General features: G+C 65.8%; 12 protein-coding genes. 1 reads left to right on the top strand and 11 read right to left on the bottom strand.

All coding sequences use genetic code 11. The features are described 5' to 3' along the window. Window positions 1-137 precede the first annotated feature (137 nt). Window positions 138-404 (top strand): DUF3077 domain-containing protein, encoded by a 267-nt coding sequence (locus tag D886_RS0124290; RefSeq protein WP_027596372.1) that lies wholly within the window; start codon window positions 138-140, stop codon window positions 402-404. An 18-nt stretch (window positions 405-422) separates the two neighbouring features. On the opposite strand, the gene D886_RS0124295 is transcribed toward D886_RS0124290, so the two are convergent. From D886_RS0124295 to D886_RS28685, 11 genes are all read right to left on the bottom strand, one after another. Next, window positions 423-887, bottom strand: a complete 465-nt coding sequence (locus D886_RS0124295) for a MarR family winged helix-turn-helix transcriptional regulator (protein WP_050580787.1) — start codon at window positions 885-887, stop codon at window positions 423-425. 120 nt (window positions 888-1,007) lie between these two features. Next, window positions 1,008-2,861 carry an ABC transporter ATP-binding protein gene (locus D886_RS0124300; protein ID WP_027596374.1) on the bottom strand — a complete coding sequence of 618 codons (1,854 nt, stop codon included), beginning with the start codon at window positions 2,859-2,861 and terminating at the stop codon, window positions 1,008-1,010. A gap of 127 nt (window positions 2,862-2,988) precedes the next feature. After that, window positions 2,989-4,254, bottom strand: coding sequence for an MFS transporter (locus tag D886_RS0124305; RefSeq protein ID WP_027596375.1), 1,266 nt, complete (start codon window positions 4,252-4,254; stop codon window positions 2,989-2,991). A gap of 33 nt (window positions 4,255-4,287) precedes the next feature. Further along, a complete protein-coding gene (locus D886_RS0124310) occupies window positions 4,288-5,349 on the bottom strand; it encodes a sugar phosphate isomerase/epimerase (protein ID WP_027596376.1) in 1,062 nt (353 codons plus the stop codon). A gap of 113 nt (window positions 5,350-5,462) precedes the next feature. Continuing rightward, complete coding sequence (locus D886_RS0124315; protein WP_027596377.1) at window positions 5,463-6,968, bottom strand: PLP-dependent aminotransferase family protein; 1,506 nt, start codon at window positions 6,966-6,968, stop codon at window positions 5,463-5,465. A gap of 83 nt (window positions 6,969-7,051) precedes the next feature. Continuing rightward, window positions 7,052-8,641, bottom strand: coding sequence for a propionate catabolism operon regulatory protein PrpR (prpR, locus tag D886_RS0124320; RefSeq protein ID WP_027596378.1), 1,590 nt, complete (start codon window positions 8,639-8,641; stop codon window positions 7,052-7,054). A 12-nt stretch (window positions 8,642-8,653) separates the two neighbouring features. Further along, on the bottom strand, window positions 8,654-9,427 hold the full coding sequence (locus tag D886_RS0124325) for an SDR family NAD(P)-dependent oxidoreductase (RefSeq protein ID WP_027596379.1): 774 nt from the start codon (window positions 9,425-9,427) through the stop codon (window positions 8,654-8,656). Between the two features lie 66 nt (window positions 9,428-9,493). Next, window positions 9,494-10,678 carry an acetyl-CoA C-acyltransferase gene (locus D886_RS0124330; protein ID WP_027596380.1) on the bottom strand — a complete coding sequence of 395 codons (1,185 nt, stop codon included), beginning with the start codon at window positions 10,676-10,678 and terminating at the stop codon, window positions 9,494-9,496. A gap of 34 nt (window positions 10,679-10,712) precedes the next feature. Next, the gene (locus D886_RS0124335; protein ID WP_027596381.1) at window positions 10,713-12,806 is read right to left on the bottom strand and encodes a 3-hydroxyacyl-CoA dehydrogenase NAD-binding domain-containing protein; all 2,094 of its coding nucleotides are present in this window, start codon (window positions 12,804-12,806) and stop codon (window positions 10,713-10,715) included. Window positions 12,807-12,919: 113 nt separating this feature from the next. Beyond that, complete coding sequence (locus tag D886_RS0124340) at window positions 12,920-14,707, bottom strand: acyl-CoA dehydrogenase C-terminal domain-containing protein (RefSeq protein WP_027596382.1); 1,788 nt, start codon at window positions 14,705-14,707, stop codon at window positions 12,920-12,922. A 112-nt stretch (window positions 14,708-14,819) separates the two neighbouring features. Next, complete coding sequence (locus tag D886_RS28685) at window positions 14,820-17,477, bottom strand: LuxR C-terminal-related transcriptional regulator (RefSeq protein WP_027596383.1); 2,658 nt, start codon at window positions 17,475-17,477, stop codon at window positions 14,820-14,822. Window positions 17,478-17,600 lie beyond the last annotated feature (123 nt).

Raw genomic sequence — 17,600 nt, forward strand, 5'->3', positions numbered from 1 at the left:
AAACCGGGAATCTTCAGGGCTGCCACCGGCCTCTTCGCAGCACAAGGCTGCTCCTACACTGAAACGCGCTGGACCGGCGGGGGAGTGGGCTTGCACTGCGAAGAGGCCCGGCTGTAAAACTTCGAAGAGAGTGAACAATGACCACGGACATTGCAAAAGCCCCAACCACGGTCGGCAAGACCAAGTTCTACCAGGGCGAAAAAAAGACCCAGCCGCTGTTCTGCATCGAACCCGGCATCCCTTGCCAAGACGCCCGTGAGCAAGCCTCAGAACTGATGGGCGTTGTGCGAGACCTGACCATCGCCGGCGTAATGGACGACAACCCGCAGCTGATCTGGGCCTCACATTACTTAAGCGCCTTGGCCAAGGCGCTGATGGATGATGCCGAATTGGGGATGCGTTAAGGCGCAGGCGTACAGGGCCTAGTAGACCTTGCGCAGCAGGGCAAGCAACTGCCGCCGCTCGTCATCATCCAGATTGGCCGTAGCGGCACGGTCACTCTCTTCAGCTACCCCATACAGCGTTTTCAGCAGCTTCTCACCCGCTTTGCTCAGGTACAGGCCATAAGAGCGCTTGTCTGCCTTGCTGCGCACGCGCAGGGCCAGGCCCGCTTCTTCAAGCTTGTTGAGCAGCGGCACCACTTGGGGCGGCTCGATGTTCAACGCCTTGGCCAGCTCGGCCTGCGTAGGGCCTGGGTTTTGCGCGATGATGGCCAACGCAGAAAACTGTGCAGGCCGCAGGTCGTAGGGCGTCAGGCACTCGACAAGGTGCTGAAACACCTTCATCTGCACGCGGCGCAAGGCGTAGCCAACCAGATCATTCAGGTCGGTCGGCGCAGTGGCCTCGCTGCTGTCGGCGCCCGGTTGCAGTGCAGGGGATGTGTTCATGCGATCTCGTGTGTCAGCGACGGTAAGGGTAAAAAAATGATTAAGAAGTATAACCGATGCTGACCCGATGCAAACAGCGCAGGGCAGGTGGTAGCCGCAACCGGCTGCCACCCCGCAGGCTCACTCCATGGCCTCCGCTACGCCTTGGTCTTCACCCAAGAAGCCGCCACTCTGGTGCTGCCAAAGCCGTGCATAGGTGCCGTTGCGGGCCAGCAGTTCGGCGTGGGTGCCTTGTTCGATGATCCGCCCTTCATCCATCACGATCAGCCGGTCCATGGCAGCAATTGTGGACAGCCGATGGGCGATGGCGATGACGGTCTTGCCGTGCATCATCTCATTGAGGCTTTCCTGGATAGCGACTTCGACCTCGGAGTCCAACGCACTGGTCGCCTCGTCGAGCAGCAGGATCGGGGCGTTCTTGAGCATTACCCGGGCGATGGCAATGCGCTGACGTTGGCCACCGGACAGCTTGATGCCGCGCTCACCCACCAGCGTGTCGTAGCCGCTGTGGCCTTGGCGGTCGCTCAGCTGGTTGATGAACCCGTCGGCCTGGGCATTGGCGGCGGCCTCGCGGATTTGCGCGTCGCTCGCGTCGGGGCGGCCGTAGGCGATGTTGTCGCGAATCGAGCGGTGCAGCAGGGAGGTGTCCTGCGTGACCATGCCGATGGCGCTGCGCAGGCTGTCCTGGGTCACCTGGGCAATGTTTTGCCCATCGATGCGAATGGCGCCGTGGTCCACGTCGTAAAAGCGCAGTAGCAGGTTGATCAGCGTCGACTTGCCCGCACCGGACCGCCCCACCAGGCCGACTTTCTCACCGGCGCGAATGTTCAGGCTCAGGCCATCGAGCACCTGCCGCTCACCGTTGTAGTTGAAGCTGACAGTGTCGAAGCTCACCGCGCCGCCCGACGTCAGCAACACCCCGGCATTCGGCGCATCTTGCACCTTGGGGCCGCGGGTCAAGGTGGCCATGCCGTCCTGCACGGTGCCGATGTTCTCGAACAGTGAGGTCATCTGCCACATGATCCAGTGCGACATGCCGTTGATGCGCAAGGCCATGGCGGTAATCGCTGCCACCGCACCGGTGCCGACTTCGCCTTGGTGCCACAACCACAGGGCATAGCCGCCAGCGCCGATGATCAACCCGACCACCAAGGCCTGATTGACGATTTCGAACTGGCTGACCAGGCGCATCTGGCGAAAACCGGTCTGTTTGAAGTCCTCCATCGCCGCGCGCGCGAAGTGCGCTTCGCGTTTGGAATGCGAAAACAGCTTCACGGTGGTGATGTTGGTGTAGGCGTCCGAGATGCGCCCGGTCATCGATGAGCGCGCATGGGCCTGTTCCTGGCCGACTTTGCCCAGGCGCGGCACGAAGTACAGCAAGGCCAGCCCAAACAGCGCAACCCAGGCAATGAACGGCAGCATCAGCTTCAAGGCAAAACCGCCCGCCAGCGCGATGATGGCGATGAAGTACACGCCAATGCCGGGGGCGATTTCGATCAGGGTGAACAGCACTTCGCGCACGGCCAGTGCGGTCTGCATCACCTTGGTGGTGACACGGCCGGAAAACTCGTCAGAAAAGAAAGAAAGGCTTTGCCGCAGCATCAGCCGATGGAAGTCCCAGCGCAGCCGCAGCGGCAGATTAATCGCCAGTACCTGGTGCTGCACCATCGTGCGCAGCGCCACCAGCCCGATGCTGGTCAGCAATACGATGCCAATGCCCCATAGCACGCGGCTTTCCTGAGCCGCTTCAGCGCCGCCCGTTTGCCAGGTCGAGAGCAGGTCGACGACCTGGCCGAGAAAGGAAAACAGCCAGGCTTCGTAGATCGACACACCGGCGCTGAGCAGCGCCAGCGCCAGTACGTAACCACGCGCGCCACGCGTGCAGGCCCACAGAAAACGCAGCAGGCCGACCGGTGGCGGCGGGGCCTCGTCGGGTGGGAAGGGGTCTAGCCGTCGTTCAAACACACGGAGCATGGTGGCCTCCTAAAAGGTCCAGTTGTACCCCGTGCGGGCGTCAGGCGCCAGACCGACATGCAAACCTTACCCCTAGGGAACCCTAGGCCAGCCGCCACCGTCGAAGCTGGCCGAGGGTGTTCATGCTTCATGCTTGCGCCGCACTCATCCCACCTGCAGCCAGGGCATTCTTTCTAACGGCCCGGTACAGCAGGCTGGACACCATGAACCCTGCAACGGCCAGGATACTCATCAAGGTGAAGACCCAGTTGTACCCCTGCTGGCCGGGGAAGTGGTCGAGGATCGCACCGTAGATGACGTAGGCAAACATGCCCGGCGCGTAACCGATCAGGCAGCCGATGCCGAAGGCGGAACCGGTGATGTGCTGGGGAATACCGACTTCGCCCATCGGCGCCCAGAACACGCCGCGCATGGAGAACACGATCAACGCAAAGGACAGGGTGGCGGCCATGCCGGCATAGATGAAGGTCGGGCTTTTCGGAATCAGCATGATCACCGCCATCAGCGGCAACAGTGCCAGAAAGGCCCACTTCAGGTAGCGGCTGGTGCTCTTGAACTGCTTGTCGGCAATGAACCCGCCGGCAGGCCCGCCCAGAATCTTCAGGAAATACTGGTTGATGATGCCGTAGGCACCCACCAGCGCCACCGGCAAGCCGTACATCTCCTTCAGGTAGGGAATGAAGTAGGTCAGGCCGCAATAAACGATGTAGACCATGAACACATTCAGGCTGACCAGCCAGATACCCGGCACCTTGATCGCCTCCATCAGGTTGGCCAGGCCATTTTTCGGCTTGGCCAGCGACGGCGCGCTGTCGCCCTTGAGCAGGAACCAGGTGAGGGTGCCGGCCAGCAGGTCGATGATCGAGTAGAACAGGATCGCTGACTTCAGGCCGCTTTCGCCCGAGCCCATGGCCACGAACACCCCCAGTGCGGCAAACGCGACCAGCGTATCGACCACGCCGCGCCCGCCTTCGAGCAGGCCGAACAGGCGCCCTTGTTCCTGGTCGTTACCCAGGTTGCGGATGGCCTTGAGCAGCGATGGCCAGAACAGGCAGTCGGCACACACGGCCAGCAGGCTGAACACGATCAGCAAGCTGCTGAACGGCGGGAAGGTGGCCAGGTACACACCCAGGCAGCCGGTGCCGATCAGGCCCAGGGGGATCAGCCTGCGCGTCTCGAAGCGGTCGGCGAGCATGCCGCCGACCACGAACAGTGCGGTGGCGATGATCGCGTTGGCGCTGAGTAGCAGGCCGATTTCAGTGTGGCTCAGGCCCATGAATGCCTGCATGGGGACGTAGAAGGCATCCTTGAGGTTCGCCAGCTTGTAGACGGTACCGCCGCCAAGGACGAGGATCAGGAATCGGAGCCATTTGGCTTTGTTCTGGGCTGTCATTGTTGTTCTCCGCAGGTAGTCGGGTCGCCAGGTTCAAGCGTTGGCCAAGGTCAGCTCGGCCAGGGTGCGAAACTCGTTCAGCAGGCCGCGCACGTAGGCCACCTGGTTGTTCGCCCAACGGTGTTCGTCAGCCAGCATGCGTTCCAGGGTGAAGCCGGCCGGCAGGGGGGTGTCGCTCATTTCCCGATATGCGATGAAGGGGTCGGCCGCTTCTTGCTGTTGGCGGAAGGCCGGGGCCACGTAGTGGTTTTCCTGCTCGAGGATGAAGGCGATCACCTGCGGGGCGGTGTCGCCCAGCATCAGTAGCTCGAACAGCATGCGGGCACTGGGCAGGTCGTCATCGGCGCTGCCTTGCAGCACGCCGTAATGGCCGAAGCCGTTGTGTTCGGCCACGATGCGCACACCCTTGAGGTGGCTTTGGCGGATGTGCGGCGCCAGGTTGCGCAGGGCCTGCAGGGGCTGTTCGCAGGCATTGATCATGTTGCCAAAGTCGAACAGGGCATGCAGGCGAGGGTGGTCGAGGCGTTTGAGCAACTGGGCGATCTCGTCGCTCTTGAGCTCTTCGTGTTGCTCGAAGTCAAAGTACAGGTCGTGGGCGTCGGCCTGCTGCGCCAGGTAGTGCAGGTCGCTCTCGATGATGTCCATGACCCGCGACAGTGTGCCCTCGTAACGCGAGTAGACGCGGATGTTGCGCACCCCCAGGGCCTTGGCGATGGCGATCACCTGGTCGACGTCTTTCTTCAGCGTGCTGCTGATTTCCACATGCACGTCCAGCCCCAGCGCCTTGGCCTTGTCGGCAAATGCCTGAAGCTGGGCGGGTGTCATCTGGCTCAGGCTGTTCTGCTCGCCGTCGAGCACGTGCAGGCTCAGGCCTTGCAGCTCGTGGCGATAGGCGAAGTCGAGCAGGTCGGCGGGAGTGACCCGGCCGTGGGTGAGGTTGGTCAGCAGCGGGTAGGCATGAGCAAACAGGCGCAGTTGCCCGAGGCGTTCGAGCAAGCGCTGGGCCAGTGCCTGGGTCAGCACGGGGGCTGGCGCCTGTTCCACCACGTTGTGGCTCAGCAAGGCGTTGAAACGTTCCTGGATCTTATTGTTCATTAGCGTCGTTCCTGGTTCAGACGCCGGGGTCTACCGGCGCAACCTTTATCGCGCCAGTGAGGAACGTTCGATAGATCCATTATCCGCCAATCGATAGGACCACTTGCCTGGCCTCAGGTGTTTGCGGGCAGGTACCCCAGTGTGCGCAAGGCCTGGGCCAGTGCCTGGACGCGCGCTGCGGCCTGGTTTTCCGGCGTGCCGGCAAAGCCGATCAGCAGTGCAGGTGGTTGCGCATGCTGGATGCTGTAGTCGCTCAAGGGGTAGGTGTGGATGCCGTGCTCAGCCAGTTGCCGGGCGATGTCGGCATCGTTGAGCTCAGGGGGCAGCCAGGCGATCAGGTGCATGCCCGCATCGGCCGGGGTGAGGGTGAAGAAGCCGCCCATGTGCTGTTCGAGCTGTGCGATCAAGGCTTGCTGGCGTGCCTTGTACAACGCGCGCATGCGGCGGATGTGGCCAATGAAATGGCCTTGCGCCATGAAGTCAGCGGTGGTGGCCTGCAGCAGTGTGGGCGGGCTGCGGTCCATGACCGCACGCAGGGTGCAGAAGGGTTCGACCAGCGCCGGCGGCAGGATCACGTAGCCCAGCCGGAGTGACGGAAACAGCACTTTGCTGAAGGTGCCGACATAGATCACCCGGGCCATCTGGTCCAGGGCATACAGGGCGGGCAGCAGACGGCCACCGTAGCGGAACTCGCTGTCGCAATCGTCTTCGATGATCCAGCTTTGTTGTTGCGCGGCCCAGTCGATCAAGGCCTGGCGCCGCGCGTAACTCAAGGTGACGCCTAATGGGTGCTGGCGCGAGGGGGTGCAGAACACTAACCGGGCCTCAGGGCATTCGCACAGGCCTTGCTCCACGTCGATCCCGTGTTCATCGACACGCAACGCGGTCACCCGCGCCCCTTGCGCCTGCAAGGCAATGCGCGCGGCGATGTGCCCCGGGTCTTCCATCCATACACTGTCCTGGGGGTTGAGCAGCAACATGCCCAGCAAGTTGAACGCTTGCTGCGCGCCAGACACGATCACCACCTGCCCGGCATCGCAGTCGATGCCACGGGCATCGAACACATACTCGGCAATGGCGCTGCGCAAGGCCTGCAAACCTTGCAGCTCACCGTAGCCCAGCATCGCCTTGGTGGGCTTAAGCAGGTGCTGGTTCATCAGCCGCCGCCATATCGCCTGGGGGAAGGCTTCGTAGGTGCTGTGGCTGGGCAGGAACGAGGTCGGGGTGGCCGGGTCCCAGTCGGTGTACGAGACGCCGCGAAAATGATCGCTGCGCAGCGACAGCATCGACTGGCTCAGGTCGGACAGGCGCGGCGGCGGCTGGGGCTGCTCGGGCTCGCTGCCGCGGCTTTCCCATTCCGTGCCGACATAGGTGCCGGCGCCGGTGCGCGAGGCCAGGAAGCCTTCGGCAATCAGTTGATCGAACGCATTGAGAATGGTGATCCGCGACAACCCCAACTCGTTGCTCAAGGTGCGGGTCGAGGGCAGGCGCACGCCACCTTGGATCCTGCCATTGAGTATCTGCTTGCGAATCTGCAGGTACAGCTGGCGGTACAGGGGGATGGCACTGGCACGGTCCAGCTCGATGGCCGACAGCAGCAAACCTGCGGCGGTTTTCATGACATGCTCGTCTGCGCAGAAAGGATTGGGCCCGAAACCGTCAGGCCACCAGAGGCCAAGGGTATCGGGCGCCTCGCGATAAGTCATCCGCAGGATGCGCGCAAACGCCGCCACAGGGTGCTGCGGCTGACACCCAGGCAACGCGCAGCCTGGTCCATGTTGCCGTCGCAGCTGTCCAGCATGCGCCGGGCGTGCGCCGCCTCGGCGGCCTTGCCCAGGCTGCGCAGGTTGTCGCTAGCGGGCAGCGGCTGTGCGGCGGCCTGCACATGCTCGAAAAATTCCGGGAAGAGCGTGGCCAGGTCGATGCCATCGGCGCCCACCAAGGCTTGGGCGCACAGCGCGGCGCGCTCGGCGATGTTGTCGAGCTCGCGAATGTTCCCCGGCCAGCGGTGGCGCAGCAGCAGGGGCAGCAGCGGTTGCAGCTGCGGTGTGGCGAGCGGTGTTGCGCCGTGCCGTGCGAGCAGCGCCTCGAACAGGGGCAGGATGTCTTGGAGCCGATCGCGCAGGGGCGGCACGGCAAGGCGCAGGATGTTTAGGCGGTAGAACAGGTCGGCGCGAAACTGCCCGTTGGCGATGCGTGCTGGCAAGTCGCAATGGGTGGCGGCAATCACGCGGATGTCCACCGGTGTCGGCGCGCAGCCACCCAGGCGCAGCACCTCGCGCTCCTGCAACACACGCAGTAAACGGGTTTGCAGCGGCGCGGGCATGTCGCCGACTTCGTCGAGGAACAATGTGCCACCGTGCGCCAGCTCGATCAGGCCGGGTTTGCCCCCCTTGCGCGAGCCGGTGAACGCGCCGTCTTCAAAGCCAAACAGCTCGCTCTCGAGCAGCGACTCCGGCAGGGCCGCGCAGTTGATCGCCACGAACGGCCCCTGCTGGCGGGCGCTGGCGTGGTGCAGGCTTTGTGCGAGCAACTCCTTGCCCGTGCCGCTTTCACCGGTGATCAGTACCGTCGCGTCGGTCGCGGCGTAGCGCTGCGCCAGCCGCACGGTCGCGCGGAACGCCGGGGCATCACCCAGCAACTGATCGAAACGATAGCGCGTCATGAACGGCTGCGCGGCAGGCGGCTTGCGGCTGCGCCGGGGCTGAATGCGCAGGTTGTCGAACGCATGGCGCAGGCTGTCGCTGTCCAGGGCCAGCACCCCCTGAGCACCGGCCGCGTCGGCCAGCTGGCACACCGTCGGCGACCCGATGATGACCTGGACACCGTCTGCGACCAGCTGCGCGACCTGCGCTCGGGCCTGTTCCAGGCGGGTATAGGTGTGCTCGTGGACCTTGAGGTTGAGCAACGCTTGCATCGTCGCCAGCCCGGGGTGGGGCTGGCCAAAGCTGAGCACGCCGACGCGCCGGGTGCGCGTGTGGGCCAGGGCGAGGGCGCGGATCAGGTCGTGCTCGCCCAGGTGCAGGGCCTGCACCGAGGTCGACAAGTGCTGGCGCAAGTAGTCGGCGGCGGCCCCGGAACACAGGATGACGTCGGCCTGCTGGCGCCTCTCCAGCTCGCGCGCCAGCGGCAGCAGCTTGCCGAGGGTGGTTTCAATCACCTCGACATGGGCCTGCTGCCGGTAGTCGGCGCTGACCTGCTCGATCAGCCGGGCCATGGGGCTGGGTGCTCCAGGGCAACGCAAGTGGGTGACCAGCGCGACCACGCGGGGCAGGTAAGCGGCGGTGGGCATGCAGGCTCCTTGTTACAAAGGGTTGACCAAGTGCCCGCCATCCACGGCGAGGACGCTGCCGGTCATGAATGCACCGGCGTCACTGGCCAGCAACAGCAAGGGGCCGTCGAGCTCGCTCAATTGGCCCAGGCGGCGCATCGGCACGTGGTCTTTGATGTAACCCTGGCCGGCCTCGCTGTCGAAGTAGGCCTCGTTCATCTCGGTCTTGAAGTAACCGGGGGCGATGGCATTGACGCGGATCCGGTAGCGGGCCAGCTCCAGCGCCATGGCCTTGGTCAACTGCACCACACCGGCCTTGGCCGTGCAGTAGTGGCTCAGCCCGGCCCCTACGCGCAGGCCCAGGATCGAGGCGATGTTGACGATGCTTCCGGCGCGGCCGGCCTTGACCAGGCGCTGGCCAGCACATTGGGCGACATGGAACACGCCATCGAGGTTGGTCGAGAGCATGCGCTGCCAGTCCTGCCCGCTCAGTTCGAGAAAGCGCCCAGGGTCGCCGATGCCGGCGTTGTTGATGACCACATCGACCACACCGAAGCGGGCCTCGGCCTGGTCGAAGGCCTGTTCGACACTGTCGCGTTGAGTGACGTCGAGCGCCACGGCCAACGCTTCGCCGCCTTGGGTTTCAAGTTGCTCGACCAGCGCCTGCAAGCGTTCGACCCGCCGCGCCGCCAGCACCACACGGGCGCCAGCGGCCTGGGCCAAGCGTGCGAAGTGGGCACCCAGGCCGCTGGAGGCGCCGGTTACCAAAACAGTCTTGCCGGCCAGGGAAAAAGGGGTTGCTAGCATGGAGCGTTCCTCATCATTCAGTGAGTGGGCAGGGGCGGTGTGGGAGCCCTTGCGGTCCGGTTGTGTTCACAGCACTTCAAACAGGCCCGCCGCCCCCATGCCACCGCCCACGCACATGGTCACCACCACATACCGCACCCGGCGCCGTTTACCTTCGAGCAGCGCATGCCCGACCATCCGCGCGCCACTCATGCCATAAGGGTGGCCAATAGCGATGGCACCGCCGTTGACGTTCAGGCGCTCAGGGTCGATGCCCAGGGTGTCGCGGCAATACAACACCTGGCAGGCGAAGGCTTCGTTCAGCTCCCACAGGCCGATATCGTCGACGTTCAGCCCATGCTGCCTGAGCAGGCGCGGCACCGCGTACACCGGGCCGATGCCCATCTCTTCCGGCGCCAGGCCGGCCACGGCGATGCCCCGGTACAGGCCCAGCGGCCTGAGGTTGCGCTGCTCGGCCAGGCGCGCGTCCATCAGCACGCAAGCGCTGGCACCGTCGGACAGCTGGCTGGCGTTGCCGGCCGTGATGCAGCCACCGTCGAGCACCGGCTGCAAGCGCGCCAGGTCGTCCAGGCGGGTTTGCGGGCGGTTGCCCTCGTCCTGCGCCAGGGTTACCTGGCGGTAGCTGATCTCGCCGGTGTGCTTGTCCTTGACCCTTTGCTGCGCAGTTACCGGCACGATCTCGGCCTCGAACAACCCAGCCTGCTGGGCGGCGGCAGTGCGCAGCTGCGATTGCAGCGCATAGGCATCTTGCGCGTCACGGCTGATGCCGTAGCGCCGGGCGACGTGCTCGGCGGTGTGCAGCATCGGCATGTAGGCGTGCGGCACCTGCTGGATAACCGCGTTGTCCTGCTCGCCCAGCGCCCATTCGAGGTTGCGCACTTGTACCGCGCTGATGTTTTCGTGGCCGGCGCCAACGGTGACGTGCATGCCATCGACGATGATCTGCTTGGCGGCGGTGGCGATCGCCATCAGCCCGGAGGCGCACTGGCGGTCGAGGGTTTGGCCGCTGACCGACACGGGCAGCCCGGCCGCCAGCGCGCTCATACGCCCCAGGTTCCAGCCGGCGGTGCCAGCGGGCATGGCGGTGCCCATCACCAGGTCTTCGATTTCGTCGGCAGCGATGCCGGCCCGTGATACGGCAGCCTGGATGGCATGGGCGGCCAGGCTGGGCGAGCGCAGGTTGTTGAGGGCACCGCGAAAGGCCTTGCCGATCGGGGTGCGGGCGGTGGAGAGAATGACGGCGTCTTTCATGAACGGGGTTCCTTGATGGCCAGAAGAGGGCAGCTCAACGGTGTTGCGCGCGCAGCTTGCCGGTGCTGCTCGCCAGGCGCCGCAGCAAGGGGGCTGGCTGCAACCACAGGTGGCCGTAGGCACCCAGGCGATCGCGCAATTGCTCGATGCCAGCCAGCACGGTGTCCAGGCCGATGTCGCGGGCGTAATGCAGCGGCCCACCACGCCAGCCCGGGAAGCCGTAGCCGTTGACCCACACCAGGTCGATGTCACCACTGCGCAGGGCGATGCCTTCGTCGAGCAACTGCAGGCCTTCGTTGATCAGCATGAACAGGCAGCGGTCGTGGATTTCTGCGTCGCTGATGGTGCGCCGGGTGATGCCCAGCTTGGCGGCCAGTTGCGCCGCGAGCTGCACCACCTCGGGGTCTTCGATGCGTTCGCGGCCCTCGTAGCGGTAGAAGCCGCGCCCGCTTTTCTGCCCGTGGCGGCCCAGCGTGTAGAGTTCGTCGGCCAAGCGGAAGTAGCTCCGGTCGTGGGCGATCTCGCTGCGCCGCGCCTGGCGCACCAGGTAACCGACGTCGATGCCGGCCAGGTCGTACATGGCGAAGACGCCCATGGCCAGGCCGAGGTCGGTCAGCACCTTGTCCACCTGGGCCGGTGAGGCGCCTTCGAGGACCAGGCGGTGGGCCTCGCGGGCATAAGGTTCGAGCATGCGGTTGCCGATGAAGCCGAAGCACACGCCAGACACCACCGGCAGTTTGCCGATGCGCTTGGCGATTTTCAGCGTAGTGGCCAGCACGTCTGGCGCCGTGGCCCGGCCGCGCACCACTTCGAGCAGGCGCATGACATGCGCTGGGCTGAAGAAGTGCAGGCCGACCACGTCCTGCGGGCGGCGGGTGCAGGCGGCGATGCGGTCGACATCCAGGGTCGAGGTGTTGCTGGCCAGGATCGCGCCGGGCTTGCACACCCGGTCGAGGGTGCGGAACACCGACTGTTTGATCGACAGGTCTTCGAACACCGCTTCGATCACCAGGTCAGCGTCAGCCAGGTCGGCGTAATCGAGGGTGCCTTGCAGCAGGCTCATGCGCTGTTCGAGTTGCTCGGCGGTGAGCTTGCCGCGCTTGATGGCGCTTTCGTAGTGTTTGCGGATCTGCGCCAAGCCGCGGTCCAGGGCCTCGGGCTTGAGCTCCAGCAAGCGCACGGGGAGGCCGGCGTTGATGAAATTCATGGCGATGCCGGCGCCCATGGTGCCGGCTCCGATCACGGCAACCTGGGCGATGTGGCGCAGCGCGGTGGCCGCGTCGACACCGGGAATGCGCAGCGCCTCGCGTTCAGCAAAAAACAGATGGCGCAGTGCAGTGGCCTGGGGGTCTTGCAGCGCTTCGCGGAACAGCGCCTGTTCGCGGGCCAGGCCTTCGGCCAACGGCAGTTCGCAGGCCGCGCGCACGGCTGCCAGTACCCGCAGTGGCGCCCGTTGGCCAGGTTTGCGGGCAGCCAGCTGGGCCTCGTGCGTGGCGAACAGGCCCTCGGCTGGGTGCGCGGGTGTAACCCTTGGCGGGGCGGGGTGGGCGAGCTGCTCGTGGGCAAAGGCGCACGCTTGGTCGAGCAGGTCCTGGCCGGGTTCGACCAAGCGGTCTACCAGCCCCAGTGCCAGGCCTTGGCGGGCATCGATCGGTTCGCCGCCGAGCATCAGCTCCAGCGCGGGCGCCACGCCGATCAGCCGTGGCAGGCGCTGGGTACCGCCGGCACCGGGCAGCAGGCCCAGGCGTACCTCCGGCAGGCCCAGGCGGGCAGTGGCGCTGGCAACGCGATGGCTGCAGGCCAGGGCCAGTTCCAGCCCGCCGCCCAGCGCCACGCCATCGATGGCGGCGATCAGTGGCTTGGCAAGGGTGGTCAGCGTTTCTAGCAATTCGGGCAGGGCGGGTGCCTGCCAGGTGCGTGGGCTGCCGAACTCGCTGATGTCGGCGCCAGCACTGAACGGCAGTGAGCGCCCATGCAGGATGACTGCCTTGACCTCAGGGTCGCTGGCGGCCTGGGTGCAGGCCTGTAGCAGTGCCTGGCGCAGGTCGTGGCCCAGGGCATTGACGGGGGCGTGGCACAGGCCGATCAAGGCCAGTTGGTTATCGCGGCGATAGTCGATCAGCGGCATGGGAACCTTCCTGTTGGTGTCCTGAAAAAAACGAGGCGGCGGCCCGGAGCGTTGGCCACCGCCGAAAAACCCGCTGCCCTGGGGGACTCGGCAGCGGAGCCTGCCAGGCAGGGTCAGCGGGCGAAGGCGGCGTCGCTGATGTTCATCAGGTTGTCACTGCCCGTGCGGATCAGCGTCTCGTGCAGGCTGGCCCGCGGCAGCAGGCGCTGCAGGTAGAAACGCGCGGTCTCGCGCTTGCCCTGGTAGAACGCGACGTCGTCGCTGCCGGCCGCCAGTGCCTGTTCAGCGACGCAGGCGGCGCGCAGCCACAGGTAGCCGATCAGGGTGTAGCCGCAGAGCATCAGGTAGTCGAAGGCGCTGGCGCCGATCAGGTTGGCGTCGGTGCTGCTGGCGTCGCGCAGCCATTCGCTGACGTCGCGCCAGGCGCTGACGCGCTGTTGCAAGGCCTGGGCGAGGTCGGCTGAGGCCGAGGTGTTCTGAATGAAGGCTTCTATTTCGCTGAGCAGTTCGTCCAGGGCTTCACCGCCATCGGCCAGCACTTTGCGGGTCAGCAGGTCGATGCCCTGGATGGTGTTGGTGCCTTCGTAGATCGCAGTGATGCGCACATCGCGGGCGATCTGCTCCATGCCCCATTCGCGGATGAAACCGTGGCCGCCGAAGACCTGGATGCCCAACTGCGCAGCTTCGTTGCCGGTTTCGGTCAAAAAGCCCTTGGCAATTGGGGTGAGCAAGGCCAGCCGGCGAGCCGCGGCCTGGCGCACACCTGGGGTGGCGCCGTGGTGCAGCAGGTCGACGCCCTTGGCGCAGGTGTAGGCGAGCATGCGACCGCCTTCGGCATAGGCCTTTTGGGTCAGCAGCATGCGCCGGACATCGGCATGGCCGATGATCGGGTCGGCGGCCTGGTCGTCGCGCAGGCGCGGTGTGGCACGCATCTGCACGCGGTCGCGGGCATAGGCCAAGGCCCCCTGGAACGAGGCTTCGGCGTGGGCCTGAGCCTGCTGTGAAACTGCCAGGCGCGATTCGTTGATGTAGGTGAACATGGCGTTCAGGCCACGGTTGGCTTCGCCCAGCAGGTAGCCTGTGGCGCCGTCGAAGTTGAGCACGCAGGTGGCGTTGCCGTGGATGCCCATCTTGTGTTCGATAGACCCGCAGCTGACGCCGTTGGGGGCGCCCAGGCTGCCATCAGCATCGACCTGGACCTTTGGCACGGCAAACAGCGAAATGCCCTTGACCCCGGCCGGTGCGCCTTCGATGCGCGCCAGCACCAGGTGCACGATGTTTTCTGTCAGGTCGTGCTCACCGGCCGAGATGAAGATCTTGCTGCCGTTGATGCGGTAGCTGCCGTCGGCCTGGGGCCGGGCGCTGGTACGCAGCAGGCCGAGGTCCGAGCCGCAATGGGCCTCGGTCAGGCACATGGTGCCGCTCCAGCGGCCGGCGATCATTGGCGGCAGAAAACGCTGGCGCAGGGCCTCGTCGGCATGCTCGCTGAGGGTGCTGATAGCGCCGCCGGTGAGGTTGCCGTACATGCCCCAGGCGTGGTTGGCGCTGCAGATCATCTCGTGGTTGACGAAGCCCAGCGAGGGCGGCAAGCCCTGGCCGCCGTAGGCCGGGTCTTTGTCCAGGCCCAGCCAGCCGTTGGCGGCAAAGCGCTTGAAGGCCTCGGCGAAGCCCGGCGGGGTGCTGACCTTGCCATCCTGCCATTGGCACCCGTGCTGGTCGCCCACGGCGTTGAGCGGTGCCAGTTCCTGCTCGGCGAACTTGGCGCCTTCCTCGACGATGGCGGCGAAAGTGTCCGCGTCGGGGGCTTCGCAGCCAGACAGCTGTTGATAGTGGCCGCTCAGGTCGAGCAGCTCCTGGGCAACGAAGGTGATATCGCGCAACGGGGCGGTGTAGCTGGGCATGCCGGACTCCTGGCTGGGTGGATTCGGCATGTTGTAGCAGGCAGGCCCCGCGCGCCGCGTCCACCCCCCCGGTGGAATGGGGGGTGGAATCGGCGTGGCGTGCGGGTGGAGGTCAGTTCAGCAATTGCAATTCGCGCGCTGAGCACAAGGCGCTGTCGCGGTCGGCCACGTCGAGTTTGCGGAACAGGTTGTTGATGTGGGTCTTGACCGTGCTCAGGCTGATGAACATCGCCTCGGCAATCTGCCCGTTGCTTTGCCCGCGTGCCATGCGTTGCAGCACCTCCAGTTCACGGCGCGACAGCGGCACGATCAACGCGCTGTCGGTGCTGTCTCGCCCTGCCAGCAGGGGGCGGAACAGGGCATTGAGGCGCTCGCGTGACGGTGGCGGGACCGCCAAGGCCAGGCGCTCGCGAACCTGTGGCAGCAGCAACTCGCGCAAGGCTTCAAGGCACGCTTCGCCTTCGTACTGCAACAATTGCCCGAAGCCGTATTCACACGCCAGTTGCAAGGCCTGTTCGAGGCTGTGCAGGGCCTGGTCGTGGGCGCCACGGTCCTGGTGCAGGGCTGCGTCGAGCAACAGGGTGTCGAGCAACAGGCGGCGGTTGGTGTTCGCCTCAGCCTGGGTGTGCAGTGTCGCCTGGATCTGCCGCGCCTTGTCGCGCTGCCCCAGGTGGCGCTGCACCCAGGCATAGGCCAGCCACTCTTCAGGCAGCAACTGCTGGTCATACTGGCGGCTGCACCAGTGCCACTGGTCAAGCCAGCCGGGCAGGTAGTCGGTGTCGTTGTCACGCAGCGCCAGGCGCGCCAGCCAGGCCCCGGCCTGGCGGTACAGGGTGAACAGGCGGAACTGCAAGGCCAGCCGGCGCACTTCTTGCCAGCGCGCCTTGGCCTGGGCGGTCTCGCCCAGCGCCCAGTGCAGGCAGGCCTGGTGGTGGAACACCCAGGGCAGCGCGGCGCTGTGCGGGAAGCCCAGCGCCAGTACTTCGGCCTGGGCCAGGGCGTGGCGCGCCTGGCTTAGCTGGTTGGCTTGCAGCAGGGCCAGGCCTTTGCCCAAGTGGCGGAACAGCTCATAGAAACGCCCCGAACTGCCGGCAGCGGGCTGCTCGGCCATGCCTTGCAGGCGTTCCCAGGCCGCTTCGCTGGCGCCTTGGGCCAGTTCGATCTGGCCCAGCAGCAGTTGCAGCAAGTTGGTGTAGCCGCTCAGCCCGAAGCCTTGCAGTTCGACCAGGGCGCGGCTGGCTTCGGCGTGGGCCGGTTGCAGCTCACCCAAGGCCGCCAGGCAGTTGGCCCGGTCGAAATACAGCACCGAGCGCGCAGCGTTGTGCTGCCCAAACTGCTGCAATGCCCGTGCAGCCAAGGCCAGGCCGTGCGCCAGGTTGCCGCCCAGGTAGGCCAGGCGGCTACGCAGGAACATCACCGTCTGCTGCACCCGCTCGGGGTGGCGCGGCACAGCGTGGCGGCGCTGCAGGGCATACAGCTGGCGCAGGCATTGGCAGGCCTGGGCGATGTCGTTGGTGACCATCACCGTGGAGGCTTCGGTCACGGCCAGGGTGAAGCTGTCGTTGCCGGCATGGCCGGCCACCTCGTCGAGCACATCGACCAGGGTGTTGACCTTACCTTCGCGTAACAGCTCGAAGCCATGCCGGTCGACGATGCCGAGCACGGCGTCCAGGTCCCTGGCCCGGCCGTACTGGTAGATCGCCTCGGTGAAGCGGCGCTGCGCCAGCAGCCAGTTCGCGGCTTGGCGGTGCAGTTGCCGCAGGCGCTGCGGGTCGCGTTGTTCGAGGCGTTGGTAAAGGCTGTTGCGCAGGGCAGGGTGGTAGCGGTATTCGGCGTGGCTGGCCTGGGGCATTTCGATGATCAGGTCCAGCCGCTGCAAGTGGCGCAGCGCCGCCGTCACATCGGTATCGGTGGCCAATTCACCGGCCAGCCCCGCATCGAACACCTGGGCCACGGCGGTGTGTTCAAGAAAGCCGCGCAAGGCGGTGGGCAAGCGCTGCAGGCGTTCTTCTTCCAGAAACTGCCGGGCATGGGCGTAGGCCTGACGCGTGATCGGGCGCAGGTCGCCGGGCGGCTGGCCGGTGCTCTGCAGCGCTTCGCGGTAGGCCTCGAACCAGAACAGCACGCCGCTGGGCCAGCCCTCGCTGCCGGCGCGCAGTTGGTACAGCGCGTCGCTGCCCAGGCGGACGTCACGGGCCAGTGCCAGCTGGCCGGTCTCTTCGCTGTCCAGGGCCAGTTCACGCGCGCTTAGCACGGCCAGCCGGCCGTCGCGGCGCAGGTGGGCCAGGGGTAACGCCGGCGGGCCTTCGCTGGCGGCGAGCAGGCGCAGTGCTGGTGGCGGGTCGTGCAGCAGGGTGTCGAGGTACTGCCAGGCCTGGGCGGCGTTGAGCAGGTGCAGGTCGTCGAGCAGTAACGTTACCGGGGCCTGGCGGGCTTCGAGGTCGGCGAGGATGTGGCTCCACAGCGGTTCGGCCTGGGGGGATTCGCGGTGTGACGCCGGCAATTGAAGGGCGGCGTGCAGGTGCAGCAGCAGGGCCAGGGGCTGGTTTTCGGCGCGGGTCAGGCGCAGCCATGCAAAGGGGCTGGTGAGGCGGCGGGCGAACTGGCCGAGCAGGGTGCTTTTGCCGTAGCCCAAGGGCGCTTGCAGGAGGATGACAGCGCCGTCGTCCAGCGCGCTGGCCAGGTGGTCGAGCAACCGGGTGCGCTGTAAGGCCCTGGGTGGTTCGGCGGGTGGGCGCAGCTGGTTGGGTTTGAGCGCGGGAAGGTGCATGGCGAGCAGTGCTCCGTCGGGTCAGCCAGGTATCGTAGGGGGTGGGGGGTGTTTGTCACAACATTTTTGGTGCCTGGGAGATCGAGCGCCGCCCGCGCGGCGCTTCGCAGCACAAGGCTGCTC

This window comes from Pseudomonas sp. LAIL14HWK12:I7 (assembly GCF_000483465.1).
GTDB lineage: Bacteria > Pseudomonadota > Gammaproteobacteria > Pseudomonadales > Pseudomonadaceae > Aquipseudomonas > Aquipseudomonas kermanshahensis.

Coding starts and splice junctions, on each gene's coding strand:
- prpR (WP_027596378.1), bottom strand. CDS start 8,641: ATGCCCACCGCCGCTTACCTGCCCCGCGTGGTCGCGCTGGTCACCCAC.
- D886_RS0124330 (WP_027596380.1), bottom strand. CDS start 10,678: ATGAAAGACGCCGTCATTCTCTCCACCGCCCGCACCCCGATCGGCAAG.
- D886_RS0124325 (WP_027596379.1), bottom strand. CDS start 9,427: ATGCTAGCAACCCCTTTTTCCCTGGCCGGCAAGACTGTTTTGGTAACC.
- D886_RS0124335 (WP_027596381.1), bottom strand. CDS start 12,806: ATGCCGCTGATCGACTATCGCCGCGATAACCAACTGGCCTTGATCGGC.
- D886_RS0124305 (WP_027596375.1), bottom strand. CDS start 4,254: ATGACAGCCCAGAACAAAGCCAAATGGCTCCGATTCCTGATCCTCGTC.
- D886_RS0124300 (WP_027596374.1), bottom strand. CDS start 2,861: ATGCTCCGTGTGTTTGAACGACGGCTAGACCCCTTCCCACCCGACGAG.
- D886_RS0124315 (WP_027596377.1), bottom strand. CDS start 6,968: ATGAAAACCGCCGCAGGTTTGCTGCTGTCGGCCATCGAGCTGGACCGT.
- D886_RS0124340 (WP_027596382.1), bottom strand. CDS start 14,707: ATGCCCAGCTACACCGCCCCGTTGCGCGATATCACCTTCGTTGCCCAG.
- D886_RS0124295 (WP_050580787.1), bottom strand. CDS start 887: ATGAACACATCCCCTGCACTGCAACCGGGCGCCGACAGCAGCGAGGCC.
- D886_RS28685 (WP_027596383.1), bottom strand. CDS start 17,477: ATGCACCTTCCCGCGCTCAAACCCAACCAGCTGCGCCCACCCGCCGAA.
- D886_RS0124310 (WP_027596376.1), bottom strand. CDS start 5,349: ATGAACAATAAGATCCAGGAACGTTTCAACGCCTTGCTGAGCCACAAC.
- D886_RS0124290 (WP_027596372.1), top strand. CDS start 138: ATGACCACGGACATTGCAAAAGCCCCAACCACGGTCGGCAAGACCAAG.